This is a genomic window from Nocardia alba NBRC 108234, from assembly GCF_001612665.1.
Classification (GTDB): domain Bacteria; phylum Actinomycetota; class Actinomycetes; order Mycobacteriales; family Mycobacteriaceae; genus Nocardia; species Nocardia alba.
Window position 1 is genome coordinate 1 of the sequence record NZ_BDAX01000026.1, and the last position, 12513, is coordinate 12513.

Sequence of the window (12513 nt, forward strand, 5' to 3'; positions counted from 1 at the left end):
GGTAGGGCTGCGGACTTGGGGTGAGCGTTGGGAGTGGGGGGTGGGCTGCGGACTTGGGGGTGAGCGTTGGGGCGGGGTGCGGTAGTGCGGCGGACCTTGGGTAGTGGGAGTGGTTGGGAGTGTGATCGTGGTGGGTTGGGGGTGTGGGGTGTGGGGTGTGGTCGGGAGTGAGGGCAATTCGTGGAGGTTTGGGGTGTGTGGTGGCGGGGTTGTGGTGTGACAACGCGGTGGTGCGGGGGTGTGTTGCCCTGCGTCTGGGGTGTCCTTGGGGCACAGTGGTGTCATGACGAACCCGAGGAGACGGGGGCGCGCGGAGGAGCCTGCTCCGGCGCAGGCGCGGAAGGTGCCGGGGGCCGACTTGTTGTCGGCGGCGCAGGCGGCGGTGGGGGCGGCGCAGATCGCGGCGGGGCAGGCTATCGATGCCGCTCAGCAGACTGCGGGGTATGCCTTCGACGCGGCGGTTCGGTTGCCGCCCGCGTCGGCGCAGCTGGCCGCGCAGTTGCCGGATCTGGTGGAGAACCTGTCGATCGCGGTGGATCGTCTCAACAGCACGATCGACCGGCTCGATCGCACGTTGGCGCTGGCTGATCCGGTGTTCGCCACCTATGACCGGTTGTTGCCACGGCTCGAGGCGCTGATCTCGCTGGGTGAGGACGTGCTGGGCGCGGTGGCGAAGCTGCCCGGTGTCGGGTTGCTCGGGCGGATCACGGGGCGTGGGGGCGAGGAACCCGCACCGGAGCCGGAGCCGGACAAGCGCGGTCGTCGGCGACGCTGAACGCCGCACCGATCCGGCAGTACCGTGCGCGTCGAACTCATGTCCGGAGAGTCAGAGCCCGGAATGTCGCCGCTGCCTTGAGCACCATTTCCGCGTACTCGTCCTCGGGATCGGAATCGAGGACGATCGCGCCTCCCGCGCCGATCCGCCACTCGTCGTCGTAGCGGACAGCCGTGCGGATGACGATATTGAGGTCGGCGGTGCCGTTGAGGCCGAGGAAACCGATGGTGCCCGAATAGACGCCGCGCGCCGCGGTCTCCAGTTCGTCGATGATCTCCATGGTCCGCAGCTTCGGCGCGCCGGTCATCGAACCGCCGGGAAAACAGGCGCGCAGGCAGTCGATCACCCCGGCGTCGGGCAGTAGCGTGCCACGCACGGTCGACACCAATTGGTGCAGGGTGGAATAGGTTTCGGTGTCCATCAGCTTCGGGACGTGCACCGAGCCCACTTCGCAGACGCGGCCGAGGTCGTTGCGCAGCAGGTCGACGATCATCAGGTTCTCGGCCCTGGTCTTCGGGTCGTCGGCCAGCGCGCGACGTAGGCGCTCGTCGTCGGCGGCGGTCCGTCCGCGCGGGGCGGTGCCTTTGATCGGCTTGCTCTCGACCACCCGGTCCCGGTCGATCTTGAGAAACCGTTCCGGCGACGAACACGCCACATCCAGGCCGTCGAAACGCAGGTAGGCTGCGTAGGGAGCCGGGTTGCAGCGGCGCAGTCGCTGGTAGAAGGCGAATCCGTCATCGGGTGTCGCGGCGACGGCGACCGCGTCGGTGAGACAGATCTCGTAGGACTCGCCCGCGTGCAGCCGGTCCTGGCACACCGCGATGTCGGCGAGGTAGCGGTCGCGGCCACGCACCAGATGCGCCTGCACGGCATCGGGATCGGCGGGCACGCGCAGATCGGTGGGATTGACCCAGGTCGGGAGATCGTCGAGGGACTCCGAGGTCTCGCGCAGCCACTGCTCGGCGCCGGGTTCGGTGGCGGGTTCGCACAGGGCGAGCAGGTGGGTGCGCCCGGCCACGTGGTCGACGACGATCAGCCGGTCGGCGAAAATCCACTGGGCGTCGGGGGTGGGGGAGCGATGCGCGACGCTCGCACCACAGTCCGCCTTCACCTCGTAACCGAGATAGCCGACGTAGCCGCCCGCGAAATCGAAGGGCAGCGGCGGGGTGTCGCAGTGCCGTACCCGCAGTTCGCGGTCGAGATAGTCCAGGATCGTGCCCGCGACGGTGCGGGTGCCCTCGCGGTCCGTCACGGTGACGCGGGCGTCGCCGACCCGGTAGCCGACTGTCTCGGCATGCGGCCCGCTCCCGTCACCGAGGAAGGAGAACCGGTCGAGGCCCGGTTCGACGTGCTCACTGTCGAGCCAGAACGCGCTCGCGGCGCCGGCGTAGCGGCGCAGGAAGATCGCCTCGGTGTCGATCGCTCGTTCGATCACCCTGTGCCGCAAGCGAAATGATCGTTCCCGCGACACGGTCGTCACCGCGGCGGGTCCGCGCACCACCACCGGCGCGGCTACCCGCGTGCGCGCTTTGGTGAGATCGGCGAAGTTGCGCAGCAGGGCGGCGCCGAATTCACTCGACACCGACTCGGGGTGGAACTGCACACCCCACTGCGGCCGTGTGCGATGACGCACCCCCATGATCACCCCGTCGCTGGTCGACGCGGTCACCTCGAGCGCCGCGGGTAGCGGTTCCCGCGCCGCGAGCGAGTGGTATCGCACCACGGTGAAGCCCTGCGGCAGACCGGCGAACAGGTCACGATCGTCATGGGTCACCTGATCGAGAAAGCCGTGCCTGGCCCGCGGCGCGCGCTCCACCGTGCCGCCCGCGCCGAGCACGATCCCCTGGTGGCCCAGGCACACGCCGAGCAGCGGCAGTTCGGTCCGCTCGATCAGCGCGGTCGAGACCCCCATGTCGCGGGCGCGGTCGGGGCGGCCGGGTCCGGGCGAGATCACCACATTGTCGTACTGATCGAGGTCGAGGCGGTCGTCGGCCTCGTCGTTGCGCACGACGGTCGGCTCGCTCCCGTTGACCTCGCTGATCAGCTGATAGAGGTTGTAGGTGAACGAGTCGTAGTTGTCGATCAAGAGCGTGCGCATCGTGGCAGAAACATTACGCCGGGCGTGCGCGCGCGCATTCCCACATGGTCCCCGCCGATCTCCGGGCACAATGTGCGGCATGGCTGTTTCTCAACCTGTCGATATCGACCCGGCGGTCGCCGATTTCGCGGCGATCGGGCGGTGGATGGACGAACAGGGCTTGCCCGGGACCGAATTCGACGCGGTCACCGCACTCGGCGGCGGCACCCAGAACGTGATGCTGCGCTTCACCAGGGGTGCACGCGAGTACGTGCTGCGACGCGGGCCCAAGCATCTGCGGGCCAAGAGCAATGAGGTGATCGGCCGGGAATCCCGTCTGCTCGGGGCGATCGCCGATACCGAGGTGCGCTCGCCCCGGGTGATCGCCGCGTGCGACGACGAGTCGGTGATCGGCGCGGTGTTCTATCTCATGGAGCCCATTCGCGGCTTCAACCCGCAGACGGAACTGCCCGAGCTGCACGCCGGTGATCCCGAGATCCGGCGCCAGATGGGTCTGTCCGCGGTCGAGGCCATCGCCCGGCTCGGCTCGCTCGACTACCGGGCGCTCGGGCTCGACGACTACGGCCGGCCCGAGGGTTTCCTCGAACGGCAGGTCCCGCGCTGGTTGCGTGAGCTCGATTCCTACAGCGCCAACGAGGGCTACCCCGGCCCACAGATCCCCGGTATCGAGCGGATCGGTGACTGGCTGGAGCGGCACCGGCCGACCGACTGGACGCCCGGCATCATGCACGGCGACTGCCACCTGGCGAACATGATGTTCGACTACGACGGTCCCGAGGTGGCGGCGATGGTCGACTGGGAGATGTCGACCATCGGCGATCCACTGCTCGACCTCGGTTGGCAGCTGGCGACCCGACCCGAACCCGGCACTGTCGGGGCGGGTCTGATGGGCAACCTCGGCACAGTCGGCGGTCTGCCGACCGAGGCGCAGATGATCGAGCACTACGGCAAGTTCTCCGACCGCGATCTCGGCGCCGTCACCTGGTACACCGTGCTGGCCTGCTTCAAGCTGGGCATCGTCCTCGAGGGCACCTACGCGCGGGCGTTCGCGGGCAAGGCGTCCAAACCGGTCGGTGACTTCCTGCACGCGGTGACGCTGGAACTGTTCGAGGAAGCGAACAAGCTCGCCGAGTGATGCCGGATCTCGCCGATAGTTGGCTTGATATTGATGGAGCACAAGAAGCGGTCATTCTGGGGTGAGTTCCATGATCGTCCCTGATACCAAGAACTGGACCTGGGTCCTGGAACGCCCCTGTTCCGAGTGCGGATTCGAGGCCGAGGCCACCGCGTACTCGGCCGTGCCCGCGGTGGTCCTCGACAGCGCCACCCGGATCGGCTCGGCGCTCGAACGCGAGGACGCCCGGGTGCGCCCGGACGCGCTGACCTGGTCAGTCCTCGAATACGGCGCGCACGTGCGCGATGTGTGCCGGATCTTCGACACCAGGCTCGCGCTGATGCTGGACGGCGACGGTGTCGAGGCGCCCCGGTTCGAGAACTGGGATCAGGACGCGACCGCCGTCGCTGATCGCTACGACCGGCAGGATCCCGCCGTCGTCGCCGGGGAGCTGTCGCTCGCCGCCGATCGGGTGGCCGCGGCGTTCGGCGCGGTGCCGGCCGATCGGCTCGATCTGCGCGGCGCGCGCAGTGACGGTTCGCTGTTCACTGTCTCGTCGCTGGGCCGGTACTTTGTGCACGACCTCGTGCATCACGTCCATGACGTGCGCGGATAGAAATCTCTCGACTATTTTCTAGAACGTGTTTCAGAAACGGGTGTTTTGTCGCTAGGGTGAGTGCAATCACAACGAGGCACGAGCTTGGCGAGAGGTCTACCGGCATGAAGACGAAGGGCGCGATCCTGTGGGGCACCGATCAGGAATGGTCGGTCGAGGAGATCGAGGTCGGCGACCCCGTCGCCGGTGAAGTGCAGATCCGGATGGAAACGGCGGGCATGTGCCACTCCGACCATCACATCGTCACCGGCGCGACGCCGATGCCGGGTTATCCCGTCATGGGTGGGCACGAGGGCGCGGGTGTCATCACCAAGCTCGGCCCGAACTGTCCGGCCGACCTGGCCGTGGGCGACCACGTGATCCTGTCGTTCATTCCCGCGTGCGGCCGTTGTCCCTCGTGTGTCGCGGGCGATATGGCGCTGTGCGACCTGGGCGCCGGACTGCTCATGGGACAGGCGATCTCGGACGGCACCTACCGCATCCAGGCGCGTGGCGAGAACGTCATCCCGATGTGCCTGCTCGGTACCTTCTCCCCGTACATGACGGTGCATCACACCTCCGTGGTGAAGATCGACCCCACCATCCCGTTCGAGGTGGCGTGCCTCGTCGGCTGCGGCGTGCCGACCGGGTTCGGTTCGTCGACCCATGTGGCGCAGGTGCAGCCGGGCGAGACCGTGGTGATCGCGGGCATCGGCGGCGTCGGGATGAGCGCGCTGCAGGGCGCGGTGCTCTCGGGCGCGTCGAAGGTCATCGCCATCGACCCGAATCCGTGGAAGCTGGAACAGGCGCAGAAGTTCGGCGCCACGCACACCTACGAGAGCATGGCCGCCGCGATCATGCCGATGATCGAGGCCACCGAGGGTCGGATGGCCGAGAAGGTCATCCTCACCATGGGTGAGATGCACGGCGACTACGTCGAAGAGGGTCTGATCCTCACCGGCAAGGCGGGCACTCTCGTCGTCACCTCGATGGGGCGGATGGACGCGAGCGACGTCAAGATGAACACCTTCCTGCTGTCGATGTTGCAGAAGACGGTGAAGGGCTGCATCTTCGGTGGTGGCAATGCCCGTCAGGACGCGCCGCGACTGCTCGCGCTGTACAAGGCGGGCCAGCTCAATCTCGACGACATGGTCACGCGCACCTACTCGCTCGAAGAGATCAACCAGGGCTACCGGGACATGCTGGACGGCAAGAACATTCGCGGGATCATCCGCTACACCGAAGCCGACTGGTAGTCAGCTCTCGCCTGCCTGCTCGGCGAGGCGGACCGCGATCTGTGCGATCAGGTCGTCCGGAATCGGTTCGCCGAGTGGGAATCGCAAGGTGCCACGGCCCGCGTTGTAGGGCTCGATGGCTTTCTCCAGCGCCTCGTCCCCGTCCGGGACGGGGTACACGCTCACGTGGGCCTTCCAGCCCGCGAAGAAGATGAACACCCGGCCGCCGATGGTGGCGGCCGGGATGGCGTAGCTGATCTTCTCGCCCGTATCGGGCACCGCGCGGTGGATCGTTTCGCGGATCCGCTGCAGGACAGCGCGCGCGGCGGGCGGTTGGGCCGCCAGGTAGGCGTCGACGGAGTCGGGTTTCTCGGTCATGCCCTCGACTCTAGGCTTTGACCAGGACTTTCTCCGGATGACCCGCGGCCTCCAGTTGCCCGTCCCGTAGCAGGAGGCAGTGGTCTGCCCTGCTCGCCTCGTCGAGGTCGTGGGTGGCCGCGACGACGGTCACACCAGCCGCGCTGAGCTGCGCCAGGGCTCGGGATATCTCGGCCACGGACGCCTCGTCCAAGCCCGCCGCCGGTTCGTCGAGCAGCAGTAGGTCGGACTCCTGCGCCAAAGCCTGGGCGAGCAGGGTGCGTTGGCGTTGGCCGCCCGAGAGGGTGTCGAGCCGTCGAGTCGCCAGGTCGGTGAGCTGCATGCGCTCCAGGCAGATGCGGGTGATCTCGCGATCCGCGCGGGTCAGGCGCCGCCACGGTCCGCGATGCGCCCAGCGCCCCATCGCGACCGCTTCTCGCACGGTGATCGGCAGGGTCGGCGGTATCGCCGTGTGCTGCACCACGAAGGCGGGGCGCCGGGCGGTGCCGCGGTGCACCGCCCCTGCTCGAACCGCCACGGTGCCGGCGAGAACGCCGAGCAGGGTCGATTTCCCCGAGCCGTTGGGTCCGACTATCGCGGTCTGCCGCCCGCGCGGGATGGTGGCCGTCACGTCGTGGAGGACGGGCTGCCGGGCGTAGCCGGCGGTCAGGTGCTCGATCCGGATCGCCGCGTTGTCTGTGTGCTGCATCTCACCTCAATTGAAACGATAATCATTTTCAGTATATCGTCTCGCGCTATGGAATGGCTGTTCGCCCCGTTCGAGGTGGCTTTCGTGCAACGCGCGCTGTGGGGTGGGCTGCTCGTCTCGTGCGTGTGCGCCCTCGCCGGGACCTGGGTGGTGGTGCGCGGCATGGCATTTCTCGGCGACGCGATGGCCCACGGGATGCTGCCCGGCGTGGCGGTCGCGGCGTTGCTCGGCGGGAATCTGATGATCGGCGCCGCGGTGAGTTGCACCGCCATGGCCGCCGGGGTGTCGCTGCTCTCGCGCGGCAAGCGGTTCGCGGCCGATACCGCGATCGGGTTGCTGTTCGTGGGGATGCTCGCGGCCGGGGTGATCCTGGTGTCGCGGTCGCAGTCCTTCGCTGTCGACCTGACCGGGTTCTTGTTCGGGGACGTGCTGGCGGTACGCAGCGTCGACCTGTGGTATCTCCTTGCGGCGCTGGCTGTTTCGCTGGCAATCGCGGTCTTCGGGCACCGGGCCTTCGTCGCGCTGACCTTCGATCCGCGCAAGGCGCACACGCTCGGGTTGCATCCGAGAGCGGCGCAGGTGGCGTTGGTGGGGCTGCTGACCCTGGCGATCGTGTCCTCGTTCCACGTCGTCGGGACGCTGCTGGTGTTCGGGTTGCTCATCGCCCCGCCCGCTGCCGCGGTGTACTGGTCGGATCGGATTCCGGTGGTGATGTCGATCGCCGCGCTGGTCGGTGGGTTCTCCACCGTCGCGGGACTGGTCATCTCCTGGCATGCGGGCACGGCCGCGGGAGCGACCATCGCGGCCGTGGCGGTGGGGTCGTTCTTCGTCTCCGCGATCTGCTCGGCGGTGCGGGATCGGTTCGGGAAGGCGGGGGCCACCTCGGTGGCCGCGCTGGCCGCGCTGCCGCTGGTCGGGTGTGCGCCGGCTGTGGAACCGGCGGTGGTCGAGGAGACTCCGCACGGGTTCGTCGCCGGAGCGCAGGAGATGAGCGAGGCGCAGAAGCGCCTGCTTCTCGCCGACGGGACCGGGGCGGTGCGGGTGATCGATCTGCTGACCGAGGAGGTCACGCCGATCGAGGCCGGGGAGACGAAAAGTGATTCGGCACAACCGCATCCGAGTACCGATCGGTCGCCGATCGATGCGGCACCCGCGGTTGGTGACGGGCGGTTCGCGTATCTGAGCGCGGGAGCCTCGGTTCGCGTCGTGGACAGCGGGGGATGGACCGTCGACCACGGCGACCATCGGCACTACTACCAGGCCCCCGAACGCGAGGTCGGGGTGATGTCCGCGGCCGACGGAGGTTCGACCGCCGAGCCCGGCGCCGCAAGGACACCCAGCGGCGTCGGCGACTCGGTTGTCGGTGCGTACAGCGATGCCGCCCTCGCGTCGGTTGTGCTGGACTCCGGTGCGTCGATCCTGTTCGACCGCCCCGCGTTGGACAACGGTGTCGCCCGGGCGCAACGCCGGATCGAGGGCATCGCGATCCCGTACGCCGAGCGGATCGTGGTCGTCGACAGTGCGGGTCGAGTCGAGGTGCGCGGGCGCGACGGCACGGCGGGGCAGGTGCCGACCGCCACCTGTCCGCAGCCGAAAGGGCAGGCCGTGACCAGGCGCGGAGTGGTTTTCGGGTGTGCCGACGGCGCGCTCGTGGTGGCACAGCGCGAGGGTGATTTCGTCGCCGAGAAGGTTCCCTACCCGGCGCACACCCCGGACCGCGCGAGCGCGTTCACCCACCGCCCCGGCAGCACCACGCTGACCGCACTCGCGGGTCGTGACGGGGTGTGGACGCTCGATATCAGGAAGAAGACCTGGACCCGAACCACGATCTCCGACGCGGTCGCGGTGAACACCGCCGGTGAAGGATCGCCGCTGCTCGTGCTCACCCGCGATGGTGTGCTGCACGGCATCGACCCCGTCACGGGCACGGAGACAGCGCGTACGGCGCTGATCGCCGGGCCGGTCGACGGAGACCCGGTGATCGCGGTTGACCCGGAGCGCGCCTATATCAACGACTCTCGGGCGCGCACCGTCCACGAGATCGCCTACAACGACAACCTTCGCGTCGCGCGCACGTTCTCGCTGGACATCACGCCTTCGCTGATGGTGGAGACAGGCTTGTGAAGCGCACGTACATCTCTCACGTTCCGCCTTCGAGTCGGCAGCGGACACCTGCCATCTCCTCGATGTGGGCGCCACGCTCCGACGGGCGTGCGGGGACGATTCGCCACGCTGTCCTGCTGCTGCTCGCGGCTGCCCTGTTCGTGCCGCTGGTGAGTGCGTGCGGCAGCGGGGCCGAGCGGTCCGGAATCGTGGTGACCACCAATATCCTCGGCGATCTGACCAGGGCCGTTGTCGGCGACGCGGTACCGGTGACGGTGTTGATGGAGGCGGGGGCCGATCCGCATTCCTTCGGCATCTCCGCACGTCGAGCGGCCGACATCGAGCGCGCCGCGCTGGTGGTGCACAACGGGCTCGGGCTCGAGGAAGGCGTGGCGCGTCACGTGGAGGCCGCTGCCGCTGCCGGGGTGCCCACCCTGGCGGTGGCCGAGCGAGTCGATCCGATCGCCTATGCCTCCGATGAGTCGGCGGGACAACCCGATCCGCACTTCTGGACCGATCCGCGCCGGGTGCGCACGGCCGTCGAGGCGATCAGTTCCGAGGTACTCGCCCAGGTCGACGACATCGACGCCGACGCGGTGCGGGCGAATACGCAGCGCTACCTCGGCGAGATCGACGAGCTGGACCGGTGGATGACCGAGCGGTTCGCCGCCGTCTCGCCCGAGCGCAGGCAGTTGGTCACCGACCACCACGTCTTCGGTTATCTCGCACAGCGATTCGGGTTCCGGGTGATCGGCGCGGTCATCCCCAGCGGCACCACCCTGGCCTCGCCGAGCGCCGCCGATCTCGACCACCTCGCGACCGCGATCCGCACCGCCGGTGTGAGCGCCATCTTCGCCGATTCGTCACAGCCCGATCGGCTTTCGCGCGTCCTCGCCGAACACACCGGACTCCAGGTGCGGGTGATCGCCCTGCACACCGAGTCGCTCACCGCGCCCGGTGCGGGTGCGGCCACCTATCTGGAGATGGCGCGCGCCAACACCGAAGCCATCGCCCGAGGTCTCTCCGGGCCGAGCACCTAATTCACGCACAAGAGATGGAGCACGACATGAACAGGTCACGGACCACCACGATGGTGGCCATGTCGGCGGCACTCGCCTCGGCGATGGCGCTGAGTGGTTGTGGCACCGACGATTCCGGCCACGATCACGAGCACACGCCCGGAACCGAGCCGATCGCCCTCACCTATGACGGCGGAATCTACGTCCTCGACGGCGCGTCACTGGCCCAGCGGGGGGACGTGAAGATCGACGGCTACAACCGGCTCAACCCGGCCGGGGACGACGACCACCTGATGGTGTCGACCAAGGACGGGTTCCGCGTCTTCGACGCCTACGATGCCGCGTTCACCGGAACGCAGTTCCCCGCCGCCAAGCCGGGGCACGTGGTCCGGCACGCGGGCAAGACGGTGCTGTTCGCCGACGGCTCCGGTGAGGTCACCGTGCTCGATACCGCGCAGGTCGACAGCGGTAAGCCGACGGAGGTCTACCGGGCGGCGGCTCCGCACCACGGCGTCGCGATCGAGTTGAGCAACGGGAACCTGGTGCTCACCCTCGGCACCGAGTCCAAGCGGGTCGGCGTCGTCGCGCTGGACAAGGACCGTAAGGAGCTCACCCGCAACGAGGACTGCCCCGGTGTGCACGGCGAGGCGGCCGCCCAGGGTGAGGCGGTCGTGATCGGCTGCCAGACCGGAGCCGTCGTCTACCGCGACGGCAAGATCACCAAGGTCACCAGTCCCACCCCCTACGGTCGGATCGGCAATATGTCCGGCAGCGAGGCCTCGCCGATCGTGCTCGGCGACTACAAGCAGGACAAGGACGCCGAACTCGAACGCCCGCAGCAGATTTCGCTGGTGAATACCACCGACGGCACGCTGCGCCTGGTCGATATCGGCACCAGCTACACCTTCCGCTCGCTGGCTCGCGGTCCCCACGGTGAGGCTCTGGTGCTGGGCACCGACGGCAAGATCCACGTCATCGACCCGGTCGCGGGCACGGTGGTTCGCACCATCCCGGTGCTCAGCAGCTGGCAGGAGCCGCTGGACTGGCAGGTGGCCCGCCCGAACCTGTTCGTTCGCGACGGCATCGCCTACGTGAGCGACCCCGCGACCAAGCAGGTGCACCGGGTCGACCTGGCTGCCGGGAACGTCACGGCCAGCGCCACTTTAGCGGCCACGCCGAACGAGCTGACCGGCGTCACCGCGCACTGATCGAGCTCACCGCGCTCGCCCGGTGTCCGTCTCGCGCGACACCGGGCAGCGTGGTGCTCGCCTGTTCGGATCGTCGACTCAGGCGGCGCACCGCACGACGGCCTCGCGCAGGTTGCGGCTGCGCACATCGTCGAGAATCGCCATGCCGAGGCGGTTCATGCTGTAGCCGAAGCCCAATCCGGTTGCCGGGTCGGCGAATCCGAAGGAGCCGCCCAACCCGGTGGTGCCGTACGCGCGTTTGTCCGAGCCGAAGCGGAAGGTGCCACGCGACTTGCGGAAACCGAGGTGGTAGCGGCTCTTGGTGTGCAGCACCAGGTCGTCGGCGGGCACATCATCGGCGGTGTCGGCGGCGGCCAGCAGGTCGAGAACGTCCGCGCTGATCGGCAGCACGCCGGTGCGGCCCGCGGCGGCGCCATAGACCTCGGCCAGCGCGCGGGCATTGCCCACACCGTTCATCCCGGGCCACTCGACCTCGAGGAACTCCCGCCGCGCGGCGCGTGCGGGCGCGCCGGGACGCGGATTGGTCAGTGCCGCATAGGAGTACCCGCGCTTGGCATAGACCTCGCCGCCGATGCGCAGCGGCAGATCGCGCCACTCGTAACGCCAGATGTCCCAGCCCTTGGTCGCCGAGAGCTGGGCGACCCGGTCCATCGACTCGGTCTCGGGCAGTCCGATGAACAGCTCGGCGCCGACCGGGCCCGCGATCTCCTCGGCGAAGAATCGCCCGAGGCTGCGCCCCGCCGGGTCCACCCGCCGCAGCAATTCGCTCTGATACAGCCCCAGCGTGAGCGCGTGATAGCCGTGCCGGGTGCCGGGCCGCCACGCCGGCTTCTGCGCGGCGAGCAGCTCGCCGAGCGCGTCGCGGTCGAGAAGTTCGCGCAGCTTCACGATCCGGTCCAGCCCCGACAGGCCGGCCTGATGGTCGATCAGCTGACGCACCGTGATTCGCTCTTTGCCGTGCTCGGCGAACTCCGGCCAGTATTTCGCGACCGGCGCCTCGTAGTCGAGCAGGCCCCGCGACACCGCCGTCGCGAGGGTGAACGCCGACATCCCCTTCGACGAGGAGAACACGGGCACGATCGTGTCGCGCTCCCACGCCACCTCGCGCTTGCGATCGCGATGGCCCGCCCACAGGTCGACCAGTGGCTGGTCGCCGGCGTAGACGGCCACGGCGGCGCCGATCTCGCCGTGGTCGGTGAAATTGCGGCGGAAGGCGTCGGCGACGGGGCCGAAACCGGCCGCCACGTCGCCGTGGATCGATGGTGCGGAACTCATGATGTCCTCGATCGTAGCCGCGTCT

At 68.6% G+C, this 12513-nt stretch carries 11 protein-coding genes; 7 read left to right on the forward strand and 4 right to left on the reverse strand.

What is annotated here, in order from left to right; all coding sequences use genetic code 11:
• Window positions 1-283 precede the first annotated feature (283 nt).
• Complete coding sequence (locus tag NA12_RS25625; protein ID WP_067456576.1) at window positions 284-775, forward strand: hypothetical protein; 492 nt, start codon at window positions 284-286, stop codon at window positions 773-775.
• Window positions 776-812: 37 nt separating this feature from the next.
• On the opposite strand, the gene pabB is transcribed toward NA12_RS25625, so the two are convergent.
• Window positions 813-2873, reverse strand: a complete 2061-nt coding sequence (pabB, locus tag NA12_RS25630) for an aminodeoxychorismate synthase component I (RefSeq protein WP_067456579.1) — start codon at window positions 2871-2873, stop codon at window positions 813-815.
• Between the two features lie 70 nt (window positions 2874-2943).
• Between pabB and NA12_RS25635 the strand changes: the two genes are divergently transcribed.
• From NA12_RS25635 to NA12_RS25645, 3 genes are all read left to right on the forward strand, one after another.
• Window positions 2944-4008: a phosphotransferase family protein gene (locus NA12_RS25635; protein WP_084473103.1), complete on the forward strand. Its 1065-nt coding sequence runs from the start codon at window positions 2944-2946 to the stop codon at window positions 4006-4008.
• A gap of 70 nt (window positions 4009-4078) precedes the next feature.
• Window positions 4079-4603: a DinB family protein gene (locus NA12_RS25640; RefSeq protein ID WP_067456706.1), complete on the forward strand. Its 525-nt coding sequence runs from the start codon at window positions 4079-4081 to the stop codon at window positions 4601-4603.
• A 104-nt stretch (window positions 4604-4707) separates the two neighbouring features.
• Window positions 4708-5838, forward strand: a complete 1131-nt coding sequence (locus NA12_RS25645) for an NDMA-dependent alcohol dehydrogenase (protein WP_067456585.1) — start codon at window positions 4708-4710, stop codon at window positions 5836-5838.
• Here the strand turns inward: NA12_RS25645 and NA12_RS25650 are convergent, their stop codons facing one another.
• On the reverse strand, window positions 5839-6195 hold the full coding sequence (locus tag NA12_RS25650) for an iron chaperone (protein ID WP_067456588.1): 357 nt from the start codon (window positions 6193-6195) through the stop codon (window positions 5839-5841). It lies immediately after the preceding gene.
• Window positions 6196-6205: 10 nt separating this feature from the next.
• Window positions 6206-6883, reverse strand: a complete 678-nt coding sequence (gene aztA, locus NA12_RS25655) for a zinc ABC transporter ATP-binding protein AztA (protein ID WP_067456591.1) — start codon at window positions 6881-6883, stop codon at window positions 6206-6208.
• A gap of 48 nt (window positions 6884-6931) precedes the next feature.
• Here aztA and aztB point away from each other — a divergent pair, with 48 nt between their 5' ends.
• The 3 genes from aztB to aztD all read left to right on the forward strand — a co-directional run bounded on the left by aztB (window position 6932) and on the right by aztD (window position 11213).
• Entirely contained in the window at window positions 6932-9007 is a 2076-nt protein-coding gene (aztB, locus tag NA12_RS25660; protein WP_067456594.1) for a zinc ABC transporter permease AztB, read from the forward strand.
• Window positions 9008-9069: 62 nt separating this feature from the next.
• Complete coding sequence (gene aztC / locus NA12_RS25665) at window positions 9070-10026, forward strand: zinc ABC transporter substrate-binding protein AztC (protein ID WP_067456597.1); 957 nt, start codon at window positions 9070-9072, stop codon at window positions 10024-10026.
• Window positions 10027-10052: 26 nt separating this feature from the next.
• Window positions 10053-11213, forward strand: a complete 1161-nt coding sequence (gene aztD / locus NA12_RS25670) for a zinc metallochaperone AztD (protein ID WP_067456709.1) — start codon at window positions 10053-10055, stop codon at window positions 11211-11213.
• Window positions 11214-11291: 78 nt separating this feature from the next.
• Here aztD and NA12_RS25675 read toward each other — a convergent pair whose 3' ends face one another.
• Window positions 11292-12488 (reverse strand): serine hydrolase domain-containing protein, encoded by a 1197-nt coding sequence (locus NA12_RS25675; protein WP_067456600.1) that lies wholly within the window; start codon window positions 12486-12488, stop codon window positions 11292-11294.
• Window positions 12489-12513: the final 25 nt, after the last annotated feature.